This is a genomic window from Actinokineospora globicatena, assembly GCF_024171945.1.
Taxonomy (GTDB): Bacteria; Actinomycetota; Actinomycetes; order Mycobacteriales; family Pseudonocardiaceae; genus Actinokineospora; species Actinokineospora globicatena.
The window spans coordinates 1,330,599-1,344,100 of sequence record NZ_JAMTCR010000002.1 but is presented as its reverse complement, the minus strand read 5'-3'; the positions used below and the strand labels follow the sequence as shown (position 1 = coordinate 1,344,100).

The following is a 13,502-nucleotide window of genomic DNA, read 5'->3' as shown; positions in this document are numbered from 1 at the left end:
TGCACAACTGGGCACGTCCGGCGCTCACGTGGGCAACCACGCACGGATCAGCACCGGTGAATAGGTGACGTTACCCTCCACGAGTGAGTGAATCGGACACGGTGAGTGAGACGACCAGGACCGACCAGGGGCAGCCGCCGGTGCGCAGGGCGGTGGCCGCGTCGGCCATGGGCAACTGCATCGAGTGGTACGACTTCGGCGTCTTCGGCTTCATGCCCGCCGTGCTCGGCGCGGTGTTCTTCGACGCGGCGACGCCGACGGAGAACGTCCTGGGGACCTTCGCGGTGCTGGCGGTGGCCTTCATCGCCCGGCCGTTCGGCGGGTTCGTCTTCGGCCCGCTCGGCGACCGGCTCGGCAGGCGCAAGGTGCTGGCCGCGACGATCGTGCTGATGTCCGGGTCGACGTTCGCGATCGGACTGTTCCCCTCGTACCAGACGGCCGGTGTGCTGACCCCCATCCTGGTCGTGCTCGCCCGGCTCGTCCAGGGCTTCTCGGCGGGTGGCGAGTACGGCGGAGCGGCCACCTTCATCGCCGAGTACGCCCCGGACCGGCGGCGCGGGTTCCTGGGCAGCTGGCTGGAGTTCGGCTCGCTCGGCGGGTTCCTGCTAGGCGCAGGCGTGGTCACGACGTGCACGATCGCGCTCGGCGACGCGGCCATGGCGGACTGGGGTTGGCGGATCCCGTTCTTGCTCGCCGGTCCACTGGGGCTGGTCGGGCTCTACCTGCGGACCCGCCTCGAGGACACGCCGCTGTTCGAGGAGCTCGCGGCCCGCCACCAGGTCGACGCGTCGCCGCTCAAGACCGTGCTGCGCACCCAGTGGCGGCCGATCCTGCACCTCATCGGCTACATCATCCTGCTCAACGTCGCCGACTACGTGATGTTGTCCTACATGGAGTCCTACCTGACCACCACGTTGGGGCTGTCCGGTCGGACGCCGCTGCTGGTGATCATGGCGGTGATCGTCGGGATGATGGCCCTGGTCGGCCCGGTCGGGGCACTGACCGACCGGTTCGGCCGCAAGCCGTTCCTCTACGCCGCGTGCGCCGGGTTCCTGGTCCTGCCGATCCCCGCCTTCTCCCTGATGGGGTCCGGCGGCACGGTCGCCCTGGTCGCAGGTCTGGCACTGGTCGCGTTGCCGCTGACGATCCTGCTGGCGACCATCCCCTCCGTGCTGCCCGCGATGTTCCCCACCAGGGTTCGCTACAGCGCGTTCGCCATCGGCTACAACCTGTCGACCGCGCTGTTCGCCGGGACGGCGCCCTACATCGTCACCAAGCTGGTCGACACCACCGGCGACCAACTCGTCCCCGCGTACTACCTGATGGGTGCCGCCCTGATCGCCGCCGTGCCGATCCACCTGCTCCCGGAGACGGCGGGCAAGCCCTTGCGCGCGCTCGACGACTGACCAGGGCGTGTGCGCGGCCACAGCGACCGGTCGGCCTACTCTCCGGTAATGAGCCGAACCGCTGATGTGTGGCCGCCCGTGGCGGTGGAGATGCCGGAGCGCCACGAGGACACGCCCGCGCCGGGGACAGACCTGCCGCCGCACTACGCGTACTGCTTCGGGTGCGGCGACCGGCAGGAAGACGGGCTGCACCTGCGGGCGTCCGTCGGCGAAGGACACCGGATCCTGTCGCGGTTCACCGTCACCGAGGCGCACCAGGGCGCGCCGGGACTGGCCCACGGCGGACTGTTGGCCTGCGCGTTCGACGAGGCCCTCGGCACGACCGTGGGGAACCTGCTGCGCAGGCCCGCGGTCACCGGGCGGCTGGAGACCGACTTCCTGCGGCCGGTCCCGGTGGGCACGACGCTGGTCATCGACGCGCACCTCGACGGGGTCGCGGGCCGCAAGGTCTACGTGAGCGCCGAGGGGCGCATCGACAGCGAGGACGGGCCGGTGGCGGTGCGGGCTCGGGCGCTGTTCGTGCTGGTGGAGATCAAGCACTTCATCGACAACGGGCGCGCGGAGGACCTGCGGGCGGTCGCCGCCGACCCCAGCCTCCTCGGCTCACGGCCGGTGGAGCTGAATCCGTAGGCTGGCCGCATGTTCATGGCCGTGGTCGGGCTCGGTGTGCTGGCGCTGCACCTCTACCTGTGGAAGCGGCTGGTGCGCGACACCACCACGACCGCGCGGGCCAGGAAGATCGGCACGGTCGTGCTCGGGGTGTTCGCGCTGCTGGCCGTCGCCGCGCTGGTGCTGCCCCGGTTCGTGGGGGTCGACATCGCGGCGTGGTTCGCGTGGCCGGGCTACCTGTGGCTGGCGCTGTTCTTCTACTTGCTGCTGGTGCTCGCCGTGCTGGAACTGCCGCGCCTGGCGCTGCGCAAGTGGACCAAGCCCGCCGAGGAGACCGACGAGAGCAGGCGGCTGTTCCTCTCGCGCGCGGCGGCCGTGGTCGCGGCTGCGGCGTCGGCGAGCATCGTCGGCGCGGGCACGGTGTCTGCGCTCGGCCCGCCCGCGGTGAAGCGGGTGACGGTGCCGATCGGCGGGCTGGCGACCGGGTTGCGCGGGTTCCGCATCGCGGTGGTCAGCGACATCCACCTCGGACCGCTGATGGGCCGCGCGCACACCGAGCGGATCGTCCGGATGATCAACGAGACCCAGCCGGACCTGGTCGCCATGGTCGGCGACCTCGCCGACGGGACGGTCGCCGAACTGGGCGGTGCCGCTGCCCCGCTCGGCGACCTGGAAGCCCCGACGTACTTCGTGACCGGCAACCACGAGTACTACTCCGGTTACCAGCCGTGGGTGACCGAGCTGGAACGCCTCGGCTTGCACTACCTGCACAACGAGAACACCCGGATCTCCCGCGGCACCGACGCTTTCACCCTCGCGGGCGTGACCGACGTGACCGGCAAGAGCCTCGGTGACGGCCCGGACATGAAGAAGGCCGTGGCCGGGCGGGTGGGCGCGACTGTCCTCTTAGCCCACCAGCCCGTACAGCTCGAGCAGGCCGTCGACCTCGGCGTCGACCTCCAGCTGTCCGGCCACACCCACGGCGGCCAGCTCTGGCCGTTCCACTACCTCGTCCGGGCCGCCCAGCCCGCGGTGTCCGGTCTCTCCAAAGTGGACAACACCTGGCTGTACGTCACCAACGGCGCGGGCAGCTGGGGTCCGCCGGTCCGCGTCGGCGCCGAGCCCGACATCTCCGTCGTCGAGCTGACCCCGGGCGCCTAGGGCGTGTTTCAGAACACGCCCTAGCCCTTGCAGTCGGTCGGCGGGGTCTTCGCGGCCTTGAGCACGATGGAACTCAGCTTCGAGTCGGTGCCGTCCTTGGCCGGGATGATGATCGTGGCCTTCTGCGTCCAGCTCTGACCGCCGATGTCCAACGTCCAGGTGCCGGTGACCTTCTTGACCAGCGCCGCCCGCGTCACCCAGCCGTACTCACCGGGCGCGAGGGTGATGGAGACCGTGTCGGTCACCGCTTCCGAGCCGATCCAGCTGTGCGCGTAGTTGGCCTGGATCTGCGTGGTCACCTGCGCCTTGATGCCCAGGCTGACCCCGACCTGGACCGACACGGAAACGCTGCCGCCCACGGTGTTCTGCCACCCGACGGTCTGGTTCCAGGCCCGCGAGTAGGTGGCGTTGTTCGGGGTGCCGTTCTTGACCAGCAGGCTGACGCAGGCGACCGGGGCGAGGTGCGCCGGGTACTTGGTCTTGTCCTCCTTCCAGCCGCAGGTCTGCGGGTTCTTGTCGCACCGGTCCATGGCGTACTTGATCGCCAGGGTCTTGGTGCCGGGGAGGTTGCTGTTGACGCCGAGCTTGAAGGACTGCTGCGCGCTGCCCGTCACGCAGTCGTCGACGTAGACGTACCCCTCGTCGTCCAGGGTCCAGCAGAGGCCGGTGTCCTCCTGCTTGAGGTAGAAGCTGGAGAAGTCGTCGGTGAAGGGCACCAGGTGCCAGCGCTGGCTGGACTGGCCGACGCACTCCCACTGGTCGAGGTAGTTGTTGGACCGCCACACGTCGACGCAGTTGCCGCTGGCCAGGTTGCGGACGCGGAAGGTGAAGTCGGGGTTCTGCTCCAGCTTCCAGAACGAGCGGTCGCCGAGGGCGCCGCCGAACTGGAGGTAGGAGTGCGCGTCGCCGGGGTCCTCGATGTCGAGCCCACCGGCGAAGGCGGCGCTGGTGATCTGCAGGCAGTTGACCGAACCGGGTGCGGCGCACCCGGCGGGCGCCGCGCTGGAGGTGGTGGCGGTGGTGACCGCCGTGATCAGGACGAGCACCGCGGTCATCGCCAGTCTTCGCATAGCCGACCCGCTTTCGGTTGTCACAGGGGGACTTCCGATCGTGGGGGGCACGCGGGCAGCGCAGCAATCCCCGGTACGGGTCGCTAAACCACCTCTTCTAGCTACAGTTCCCAGCTTGCGCGGGATTTAGGTCAACGTTCGGGGTCGAATCGCGTTTGCCTTGTCCACCAAGGCATGCCGTTGCTCCGGTGTGCTGGCGAGCCGTGCCAGCGCCCGGTAGCAGCGCTCGAGCCCGAACCGCAGCTCGCGTTCGGACAGTTCGCAGCCGAGGACGGTGCGCTGGGCGTTGGACGGGTTCGCGCCCGGCTTGCCCGCCTTGACCCAGCCGTACGCGGCCTCCAAGACCTCCGCGGCCAGCCTGGTCCGGCGTTCGGCGTCGAGCGCGAGCCGCTCCAGGCGCTTGGCGGCGTCGTGCAGCTCGTGCTCGACGACCCGCTCCACCTCGTGGCCGCGCGCCTTGACCTTGATCGCGGCGACCTGCGCGGCGACGTGGTGGCTCGAGGTGTCCGGCACCGCCTCCAGCACCTCGATCGCGCCTGCCCGACCACCCTGCGCCAGGTACACCCTGGCCAGGCCGAACGCGGCGCTCACGAAAGAGTGGTCGGTGCGCCAGACCAGCTCGTAGAACCGGGCGGCGGCGAAGTGGTCGCCTGCCAGTTCCGCGCTGACCGCCAGCGCCAGCTTGGGCGCGATCTCACCCGGCACCGCGTCGTAGACCCGGGCGAAGGCGTCCCTGGCCGCCTTGGGCGCGTTGTTGGCGAGCGCGAGCAGACCGTGGAACCAGTCCGGGCGCCAGTCGGCAGGGGACTTCGGCAGCCGCCGCGCGGCGTCCAGCTCGGCACCGGCCGCGCGCAGGTCGCCCTGGTCCAGCCGGGCCTTGACCATCCGCAGGCGGACCTCGAGGGAGTCCTGGGGCGCGCTGGCCAACGCCGCGACCAGTTCGGCGGGCTCGGTGGCGGTGATGCTCGCCAACGCCACCGCGGCCGGGTCGTCGGTGTCCACCAGCGGCAGCGGCAGCACGGTCGCCACCTCGACCGGGTTGGGCACCGGCAGCGCGTCGGACGCGCCGAACGTCTTGGTCTCCAGACCGAACACAGTGGACAGTCCAGGCCGCGGTTTCCCGCTGCCCAGCGCCATGACCTCGCGCAGCACCCCGGTCAGCTGGTCGGCCATCTCCTCGGCGGAGGTGAACCGGCGGGCCGGGTCGGCGTGGGTGGCCCGGCTCAGCACCCGGTAGTAGCTGCCGAACAGCGCGAACAGCGGCTCGGCGTCCGGACCGGGCAGGGTGTGCTTGTAGCGGGTGGTGTACCCGGCGAACTCGATCGAGAGCACCGCCAGGGTCCGGCCGACGGTGTAGATGTCGGAGGCGACCGTCGCGCCCTCGGCGGCCAGCTCCGGGGCGGCGTACCCGGCGGTGAAGAACAGCGGGCTCTCGTAGTCGTCGGTCTTGCGGACGGCGCCGAGGTCGATCAGCTTGAGCTGCTCGCCCGCCTGGATCACGTTGTCCGGCTTGAGGTCGCAGTAGAGCATGTCGATGCTGTGCAGGTAGCCGATGGCGGGCAGGATCTCCAGCCCGTAGGCGATCACCTGGCCGATCGGCAGCGGCTCGGCCCGACCGGTCTGCCGGTGGTGCTCGAGGGCGAGCTGGCGCAGCGACTGGCCGCCGACGTACTCCATGACGATGTAGCCGACCATCGAGCCGGTCTTGGGGTCCGGGTGCTCGACGAAGTTGTAGATCTTGACGACGTTCGGGTGCTCGACCTCGGCGAGGAACCGGCGCTCGGCGACCACCGAGGCCATCGAGGTCGCGTCACCGGTGTCGATCATGCCCTTGAGCACGACCCAGCGGTCGCTGACGTTGTGGTCCTTGGCCAGGTAGATCCAGCCGAGACCGCCGTAGGCGATGCTGCCGAGCACCTCGTACTGGCCGCCGACCAGGTCGCCGCGGAAGAGCCGGGGCCGGAAGTTGAAGTCCTGCCCGCAGGTCGCGCAGCTGCCCTCCGCCTCGCCCGGCTCACCGTCGACACCCCGGCCGACCTGGGCGCCGCAGTTGGTGCAGAACCGCTTGTTCTCCGCGACGACCGGGTTCTCCAGCACCGCGCTCGCCGGGTCCTTCACCGGCACCACCGGCACCTCGACCAGACCGGCGCCGAGCCTGCCCCGGCCGGACGCGCGCGACCCGGTGCGGCGACCGGTGCCGGGGAACGAGCCTGAGCCGGTGTCGGTGCGGGTCAACAGCTCCGTCTTGGGCGGCTCGTCCTCCTCCGCCTCCGGCTTGGGCGGCACGATGCTCTGGGTGAGCGTCGTCTCGGCGAGTACGCTGGTCATCGGCGAGTCGTCCGGCGGGGCGAACGGGCTCGGCGGGCTCTCGTCCGGGATGGAGTGCCGGTCGGTGATGTCAGCGGCGCTGGTGTCGGGGATCGGCGGGCGCGCGGGACCGGCCTGCGGACGTGGCGCGGGCGGCCGGGAGAACTGTCCGGAGTGGACACCGGGCGGCGGGGGCACCGGGTGCGAGCCCGACCGCGAGCCGGGCGGCACCGGCGGTCGCGCGGGCGGGAACGGGTGCGGTCCACTGGAGAACTGGCCCGGCTGCGGGAACGGGTGCGAGCCGGTCGACTGGACGGGACCGGGCGCGGCGTGCCGACCGGGGCGACGGGGCGGCGCGGACTGGTTGAGCGGCAACGGCTGCGACTGGCCGGGACCGGGCTGCCTGCCCGGGCGCGGCCTCGGCCCGGTCTGCGACTGCCGGGGCTGCTGCTGGTTCGACGGCGCGGCCGGACCGCGCTGCTGCCGGTTCCCCTGCCCTGCCTGCGGCTGCTCGTTGACCAGTGGCTGGTTCGGCTGTCCAACCGGGACGTGCGGCATCGGTTGGGACTGCTCGCCCGGTGCCTGCTGGGTCACGGGGACGTGCGGCAGTGGCTGGGACTGCTCACCCGGCGGCGGCACCACGGGCGCGGGCGGCTGGGACTGCGCGCCGGGCTGGGCGGGCGCCTGCGAGGTCAGCGGAACCTGCTGCCCACCCGCGACCTGCTGCGCGGGTGCCTGCCAGACCGGGGCGGGCTGACCCGGTTGGGGTGGCCGGACGACCTGGGTCGGCGGCGCGGGGTCGTCGATGGGGGACTCCTCGCGGGACGGTGGGGGCGAGTCGAAGTTCCAACGCGCGGGCTTGGGCGTCGGCTCCGGCTCACCCGGCGATGTCCTGTGCGTCATCGGGGCACCTCCGCTCAGTCCCGGTACCTGGCCGGGGGCGGCACGGCCCGGTCACCGGCCTGCGCCAGCCACTTGTTGTAGCTGGTCACCCAGGACCCACCGGTGATCGAGCGCTCGAGCACCCCGTTGACGAACCGCACCATGTCCTCGTACTGCTTGGGGATGCCGATGCCGTAGGGCTCCTCGGTGAACCGCGGGCCGACCATCTTCACGTTCGGGTCCTGGGCGACCATCCCGGCCAGGATCGTGTCGTCGGTGGACACCGCGACGACCTGGCCCTGCTGCAGCATCACCAGGCAGTCCGACCAGTTGTCCACCGCGACGATCTCCGGTGGCGCCGGGGACTCGCGCAGCCGGGCGATCGAGGTGGAGCCCTTGCTCGCGCAAACCCGCTTGCCGCCCAACTGGTCGATCCCGGTGATCTGCGACGCCCGGTCGACCAGCACCCGCTGGCCCGCCACGTAGTAGGTGGTGGAGAAGTTGATGTCGACCCAGCGCGCGCAGGTGGCCGTCATGGTCCGGACCACGATGTCGACCTCGCCGCTCTTGAGCGCGTCGATCCGCTCGGCCGAGGTGATCACCCTGTACTGCACCTTGTTCGGGTCGCCGAAGATCGCGGCGGCCACGTCGCGCACCCGGTCGATGTCGAAGCCCTCCAGCGCGTTGCTGGTGGGGTTGCGGAACCCGAACAGGAAGGTGTTCTGGTCGACCCCGGCGATGAGCCTGCCCCGGTCCTGGATGGCGCGCATGGTCGACCCGGTCGGCATCGCGCCCGGCTGCGGCAGGTTCGTGCTCGGCCGCAGGCTCGCGGTCGGGTCGCACGGCGGCACCTGGGTGGCCGCGCCGGTGGTGGTCGGCGGGTTCACCTCGACGCCGACCGGCTGCGGCCGGTCCACTGAGGACACCGTGGCCAGGTCGACCGGGTGGCCGGACGAGGCGCACGCGGTCACGCCGAAGGCCAGCACCAGGGTGAGCAGGACGCTCCGCATCGCCGCGCCCCTCATCGGTACTCCCGCAGCCGCTCGCGGATGCCGAAGGTGATCCCGGCCGCCGCGACGATCGCGAGGACGGCGATACCGGGCACCAGGCCGGTGAGCGCGTTGCCCGCGCGCGTGGTCTGGGTGAAGAACTCCTCGCGCCCGGCGTTGAGCGCGGTGATCAGGTTCTTGTCGAGCTTGCCGAACGCGGCGGCCGCGCTGTCGGGGGCGTCACCGATGGCGACCTTGACGGCTTCCTCGTACTGGCCGCCGTCGTCGAGCTCGCGGATCTTGCGGTGCGCGTCGGCCCACGCCTGGGCGTTCTGCACTGCGAGCTGCACCTCGCCCGCCATCGCGTCGCTGGAGGCGAGGTCCTTGGCCTGGCGCAACAGGTTGCCCTGCCCGTCGCCGGTGATGGTGGCGGCCAACTGCTGCCACTCCTGTTCGTAGCCGGGGCCGTCGCCGCGGGCCACCAGGGTCAGCGTCTCGTCCGCGCGGCACTTGAGCGAGTTGATCCTGGCCTGCACCAGGACGTCGACCTGCTGGGCGCCACCGCGCTCGGCGTCGCCGACGTGGCTGGAGAGCACCACCATCGCCACGGTGCCCCAGATCATCGTCAGCGCGACCGAGGCGGTGGCCGCGACCAGGCCGATGTTGAGCAGCCGGTTGGTCTTGCGGGTCAGGTACCGCTGGGTGACCACCAGGGCCAGCAGCAGCACGACCACCAGTGCGATCGGCGCGAAGGGCACCGACCGCGCGGACTCCTGCTCGGCCTGGAGCCGGTCGTAGTTGATCTCGTAGAGCTGCTCGGCCGCGGGCAGGAGCTTGGAGCGCATCAGCCCCGACGCCTCGCGCAGGTACGCCGCGCCTGCCGGGAAGCCCTGCCGGTTGTTGGCCCGCGCGGTCTCCACCAGTCCCGCGTAGACGGGCAGCTGCTGGGACAGGATCTCGACCTGCTCGGCGGCCATCAGATCACCGCCGACGTCGGCGGACGCCTTGCCCAGCGCGGTACCGGCCTGCGAGATGTCGAACTCGTAGCGGGTGCGCAGCGCCGCGGGCTCGACACCGCCGGAGAGGAACGCGCTCGCCGCCGTCGCGTCGGCGTCGGACAGCGAGCGGAAGATCTGCTGCGCCGCGGTCGCCAGCGGCTCCCGGTGCGCGACCAGGTCGTCGAGGGTGTCGCGCTTGGCCTGCGCGGTCAGCGCCGTCACGATCCCGGTCACCGCGGTGAGCACCAGCAGCAGGACCGCCACCAGCGACAGCCGCCCCGGGGTGGTGGCCGCCGAGCGGGTCACCCGCCCGATGGCCGACGGACCTGGCGGCCGCTGCGGCGCGGCCGTCACCACGGGGTCACACCCAACCGCACGTCCCCGCCGCCTTCCCCTCCGCTGCCCGGTCGACTCGAACTTAGTGCAGCGGTATGCCCCGAGCCACCAAGTCGGCGATCTCGGCGACCAGGTCGTGATCACGCGGTGGACACAGCCGGTCACCGCTGGGTCCCACTTGTGCGCGCGGTAGTCGCTCGGTTGCTGTCTGGATCGCCGTCGGCCCTGGTGGGACCGTGACTTGCATGAACGGGAACACTGAGCACGGCATGAAGCACATCGCGACGTTCTGCGGGCAGTGCAACTGCGGCTGTCCCGAACTGTGGATCGACCCGGACGCGCCGGACGAGCGCCGCGTGGTGATCACCGACGACTTCGGGCAGCGGATCCAGATGAGCCTCGGCCAGCTCAGCGACCTGGTCGACGACGTGAAGAACGGGGTCGTCGACCAGGTGCTGGTGGCTGGCAGGTGAGCGGCAGGTAGCAGGGGACTGTGGCAGACCCGGTATGGCTCGGATGGGTGCTCACCACGGCGTTCCTCGCGATCGCCGGGTACGGCGTTGCCCGGCTCGTCGCCGCCGCGCGCCTGCCCGCGCCCGGTTACACCGGCTGCCACCGGGCGGTGGACACCGCACACACCACCATGGCGCTGGGCATGGCGGTGATGTGCTCCCCGGTCGGCGGCCCGTTGCCCGCCGCCGGGTGGCAGGCGCTGTTCACCCTGGTGACCGCCTGGTTCCTCGGTTCGACCCTGCTGCGTGGTCGTCGTGCCCCGGTCAGCTGGCACGGACATGACTGGCAGCACGCCGTCGCCGGGCTCGGCATGCTCTACATGCTCTTGGCGGTCCCCCACACAGCGCACTCGATGTCCTCGGCGTGGACCGGGCCGCACACCGGCGCGGCGGCGCTACCCGCGCTCGGTTGGGCGTTCGTAGCGTTCTTCGCCGTCCAGGCCGTCCGGTTGGGACCGGCCGTCGTTCGCGGTGGGGGCACCGGTGTGCTCGCCGATGGCCGCGTCGCCGCCACGTGCCAGCTCGTGATGGCTCTCGGGACCGGCTACCTCATCTTCGTCATGCTCTAGTTCCCCGGCCAACCAGGCCGACCCGACACCGAGGGCGGCAAGCAGGGTGAAGGCCAGACCGGGCGTGTCGAGCAGGAAGCCGACGGCGAGCGAGACGACCACCCCGCCCGCGTTGCCCGTCATCCAGATGAGCGAGGTGATCGGGCCCGCCTTGCCCGGGTCGTCGCGCTCGACCATCGCCAGGGCGACCGGGAGCGCGGACAGCAGCAGGAACCCGAGTGGCACGCTCGCCGCGACGCCGGTGGCCATCGGGAGGAACCCGAGCAGCAGGCACGCCAGGGCCGTGACCACACCGGTCAGTTGCAGCGCCTTCGGTTCGAGTGCCTTGCGCGCGGCGAACGGTGGCACGAGGACGCACCCGGCCACGCCCGCGACGAGCATGACCAGCAACAGCAGGCCGGAGGTGTCGGCGGTGATGCCCGCCGGGGCCAGCAGCGGCTCCAACCAGGTCGCCAGCGCGACGAAGATGCCCATGCCGAGGAACACGATGGTGGCCAGCACCGGCACGCCCGGGTCCCGCCAGACCTTCAGCGGGGACACTTCGGACTCGGGTTGTCGCGGCGGGGGCACTCTCAGGGCGAGCAGTCCGGCCACGGCGGCGGCGATCGAGATGGCGGCACCGATCGCGACCACGGTGGGGATGTCGTCCGGGATGGCGGTGCCGATGCCGATCGCGGTGATCATGCCGAGGTAGGTGGCGCCCGCGCCGATCGCGATCCCGAGTGGCCGGTCCGCGGGGGCGAGGTAGGCGGCGGCGACCCGGGTGATGGCGTTGGCGAGGATCGGCTGGGCGACGGCGGCCAGGGTCTGCCCGACCAGCGCGGCCCAGTAGGCGTCCTCGGCGACCCGCAGCGCCGCGCCCGCAGCGATGAGCAGCGCGCCGACGGCCAGGGTGGGGCGCAGGGCGCGGTCGAGGGCGATCCCGGTCGGGACGGCGAGGGCCACGAACAGCAGCGGGAAGAGGTTCGCCAGCCAGCCGACGGCCTGGTCGGACACCCCGAAGTGGCGGGCGGCGGCCGTGGTGGTGGCGGCGTAGGTCAGCCAGCTCACCTGCGTGGCCACCCCGAGGGCGGCGAACGCGGCGACGACCGGCCACCGGGAGGACATCGGGTCAGTATTGAAGCTTCTTCACATCGACGTCAACGCCCGTCCTTACACAACCCGAACCTCACACCGGCAACGGCCTTAACCAGCGCCCGGCAACCTGGACCTCGTCACCACAAGGGAGGAACCACCATGCGAGCCAGGTCAGCCGTCATCATCGCGGCGATCACCATCGGCACCGGACTCACCGGGGCGGGAGTCGCCGCCGCGCAGCCGAGCACGCCGGTCACCATCACGCTGAGCCCGGAGCAGGTCACCGCGATCTGCCAGAAGCGGATCCCGCGCATCGAGCAGCGGGTGGGCAGGCTGGTCGAGCGGATCAACGGGGGCGCCGAGGTCAAGGGGTCGGCCGCGTGGCTGCGGGCGCGGGCGGACAAGGAGCAGGCGGCGGGCCGGGGGACCTCCGCGACCCTGCTGCGCGAGAAGGCCGACCGGCGCGCGGGTCGGGTGGACCAGTTAACCAAGGCCAAGCAGCGGGCCGAGGAGTTCAAGGGCAAGTACTGCGGGTCCAAGTGATGCGCCGCGCCGTCGTTGCCGCCGCGATGTTGCTGGGCTGCGTGGCGTGCCAGGACACCGGGAGCACACCCGCGCCCGGCGGCACCGGGTCGGTCGAGCAGGACCTGGGCGGCATCGAGTCCAGACTGGACAATGTCGAGTCGGAACTGGCGGGCGACTAGTACGGTGCGCGCATGACAGCCGATCCCGGGCGCGGGCTGGTGCTCGTCGTCGAGGACGACCCGGCCATCGCCGACCTGGTCACCCTCTACCTGCGCCGGGACGGCTTCGGCGTGCACGTCGAGACCGACGGCCTCGCCGCGATCGCGGCCACCCAGCGGCTCAAGCCGGTCGCGGTGGTGCTCGACATCGGGCTGCCCGGGGTGGACGGGATCGAGGTGTGCCGCCGGATGCGGGCCGCCGACGACTGGACCCCGGTGCTGTTCGTCACCGCCCGCGACGACGAGGTGGACCGCGTCCTCGGCCTCGAACTCGGCGCCGACGACTACATCACCAAGCCGTTCAGCCCGCGCGAACTCGTCACCAGGGTCCGCACGGTCCTGCGCCGCGCGAGCGGCCCGGTGGTCGGCGAGGTCCTGCGCGCGGGCGGCACCCGACTCGACCTCGGCCAACGCCGCGTGTGGACCGACGACGTGGAGGTACCGGTGACCACCACGGAGTTCGACCTGCTCGCCCACCTGATGCGCCGCCCCGGCCAGGTCTTCGACCGCGCCCAACTCCTCAGCGCGGTCTGGGGCTACACCGCCGCCGCAGGCACCCGCACCGTCGACGTCCACATAGCCCAACTCCGCGCCAAACTAGGCCCCACCAACCCCATCCGCACAGTCCGAGGCATCGGCTACGCCGCAGACCCCACCTGAGTCCGGCCCTTGGCCCTGCCCTGCTTGGCCTTGGCCTTGGCCTTGGCTTTGGCCGATTACCCCACCCCAGTCGGCACCACCCAGCCGACCTGGTCCCAACCACGCTCAGCCGATCCAACCAACCCAGCACCAGCATCACTGCGCCCAGCCAGCACCAATCCGCACCCAATCGGCCAAGACTCA

Annotated in this window: 12 protein-coding genes and 1 pseudogene; 8 read left to right on the top strand and 5 right to left on the bottom strand. The window is 71.4% G+C overall.

The genetic code is table 11. The features are described 5' to 3' along the window. The first annotated feature begins 167 nt into the window (after window positions 1–167). Genes LV79_RS06440 through LV79_RS06430 form a run of 3 tightly spaced genes read left to right on the top strand, consistent with a single transcriptional unit; the run spans window position 168 to window position 3,176 of the window. On the top strand, window positions 168–1,406 hold the full coding sequence (locus LV79_RS06440) for an MFS transporter (RefSeq protein WP_301320765.1): 1,239 nt from the start codon (window positions 168–170) through the stop codon (window positions 1,404–1,406). Window positions 1,407–1,454: 48 nt separating this feature from the next. Further along, window positions 1,455–2,036: a PaaI family thioesterase gene (locus LV79_RS06435; protein ID WP_253833012.1), complete on the top strand. Its 582-nt coding sequence runs from the start codon at window positions 1,455–1,457 to the stop codon at window positions 2,034–2,036. 9 nt (window positions 2,037–2,045) lie between these two features. Next, window positions 2,046–3,176, top strand: a complete 1,131-nt coding sequence (locus LV79_RS06430; RefSeq protein WP_253833010.1) for a metallophosphoesterase — start codon at window positions 2,046–2,048, stop codon at window positions 3,174–3,176. Between the two features lie 20 nt (window positions 3,177–3,196). On the opposite strand, the gene LV79_RS06425 is transcribed toward LV79_RS06430, so the two are convergent. The 4 genes from LV79_RS06425 to LV79_RS06410 form a co-directional block, all read right to left on the bottom strand. Beyond that, complete coding sequence (locus LV79_RS06425; protein WP_253833008.1) at window positions 3,197–4,231, bottom strand: RICIN domain-containing protein; 1,035 nt, start codon at window positions 4,229–4,231, stop codon at window positions 3,197–3,199. 141 nt (window positions 4,232–4,372) lie between these two features. Next, window positions 4,373–6,928 carry a serine/threonine-protein kinase gene (locus LV79_RS06420; RefSeq protein WP_372495328.1) on the bottom strand — a complete coding sequence of 852 codons (2,556 nt, stop codon included), beginning with the start codon at window positions 6,926–6,928 and terminating at the stop codon, window positions 4,373–4,375. A gap of 542 nt (window positions 6,929–7,470) precedes the next feature. Continuing rightward, on the bottom strand, window positions 7,471–8,445 hold the full coding sequence (locus LV79_RS06415) for a glutamate ABC transporter substrate-binding protein (protein WP_253833006.1): 975 nt from the start codon (window positions 8,443–8,445) through the stop codon (window positions 7,471–7,473). An 11-nt stretch (window positions 8,446–8,456) separates the two neighbouring features. Continuing rightward, entirely contained in the window at window positions 8,457–9,779 is a 1,323-nt protein-coding gene (locus LV79_RS06410) for a GlnX family signal transduction membrane protein (protein WP_253833004.1), read from the bottom strand. Window positions 9,780–10,003: 224 nt separating this feature from the next. Between LV79_RS06410 and LV79_RS06405 the strand changes: the two genes are divergently transcribed. Together LV79_RS06405 and LV79_RS34345 are read left to right on the top strand one after the other, a co-directional pair. Continuing rightward, entirely contained in the window at window positions 10,004–10,231 is a 228-nt protein-coding gene (locus tag LV79_RS06405; protein ID WP_253833002.1) for a hypothetical protein, read from the top strand. A gap of 20 nt (window positions 10,232–10,251) precedes the next feature. Continuing rightward, on the top strand, window positions 10,252–10,839 hold the full coding sequence (locus LV79_RS34345) for a DUF5134 domain-containing protein (RefSeq protein ID WP_253833000.1): 588 nt from the start codon (window positions 10,252–10,254) through the stop codon (window positions 10,837–10,839). Between the two features lie 108 nt (window positions 10,840–10,947). Here LV79_RS34345 and LV79_RS06395 read toward each other — a convergent pair. Further along, a pseudogene (locus tag LV79_RS06395) lies at window positions 10,948–11,946 on the bottom strand (MFS transporter); the annotation flags it as partial. A gap of 129 nt (window positions 11,947–12,075) precedes the next feature. On the opposite strand from LV79_RS06395, the gene LV79_RS06390 reads away from it, so the two are divergent. From LV79_RS06390 to LV79_RS06380, 3 genes are read left to right on the top strand one after another with little or no spacing between them, the layout of a single operon-like run. After that, window positions 12,076–12,459: a hypothetical protein gene (locus tag LV79_RS06390; protein ID WP_253832998.1), complete on the top strand. Its 384-nt coding sequence runs from the start codon at window positions 12,076–12,078 to the stop codon at window positions 12,457–12,459. Beyond that, complete coding sequence (locus LV79_RS06385) at window positions 12,459–12,620, top strand: hypothetical protein (RefSeq protein WP_253832996.1); 162 nt, start codon at window positions 12,459–12,461, stop codon at window positions 12,618–12,620. The genes LV79_RS06390 and LV79_RS06385 overlap by 1 nt, the downstream gene beginning before the upstream one ends. 12 nt (window positions 12,621–12,632) lie before the next feature. Continuing rightward, window positions 12,633–13,319, top strand: coding sequence for a response regulator transcription factor (locus LV79_RS06380; protein WP_253832994.1), 687 nt, complete (start codon window positions 12,633–12,635; stop codon window positions 13,317–13,319). The last annotated feature ends 183 nt before the right edge of the window (window positions 13,320–13,502 follow it).

What these genes read in the sequence shown, in the direction of transcription:
- LV79_RS06440 (WP_301320765.1), top strand. Translation starts at nt 168, where the DNA reads ATGGGCAACTGCATCGAGTGGTACGACTTCGGCGTCTTCGGCTTCATG.
- LV79_RS06435 (WP_253833012.1), top strand. Translation starts at nt 1,455, where the DNA reads ATGAGCCGAACCGCTGATGTGTGGCCGCCCGTGGCGGTGGAGATGCCG.
- LV79_RS06430 (WP_253833010.1), top strand. Translation starts at nt 2,046, where the DNA reads ATGTTCATGGCCGTGGTCGGGCTCGGTGTGCTGGCGCTGCACCTCTAC.
- LV79_RS06425 (WP_253833008.1), bottom strand. Translation starts at nt 4,231, where the DNA reads ATGACCGCGGTGCTCGTCCTGATCACGGCGGTCACCACCGCCACCACC.
- LV79_RS06415 (WP_253833006.1), bottom strand. Translation starts at nt 8,445, where the DNA reads ATGCGGAGCGTCCTGCTCACCCTGGTGCTGGCCTTCGGCGTGACCGCG.
- LV79_RS06405 (WP_253833002.1), top strand. Translation starts at nt 10,004, where the DNA reads ATGAACGGGAACACTGAGCACGGCATGAAGCACATCGCGACGTTCTGC.
- LV79_RS06390 (WP_253832998.1), top strand. Translation starts at nt 12,076, where the DNA reads ATGCGAGCCAGGTCAGCCGTCATCATCGCGGCGATCACCATCGGCACC.
- LV79_RS06385 (WP_253832996.1), top strand. Translation starts at nt 12,459, where the DNA reads ATGCGCCGCGCCGTCGTTGCCGCCGCGATGTTGCTGGGCTGCGTGGCG.
- LV79_RS06380 (WP_253832994.1), top strand. Translation starts at nt 12,633, where the DNA reads ATGACAGCCGATCCCGGGCGCGGGCTGGTGCTCGTCGTCGAGGACGAC.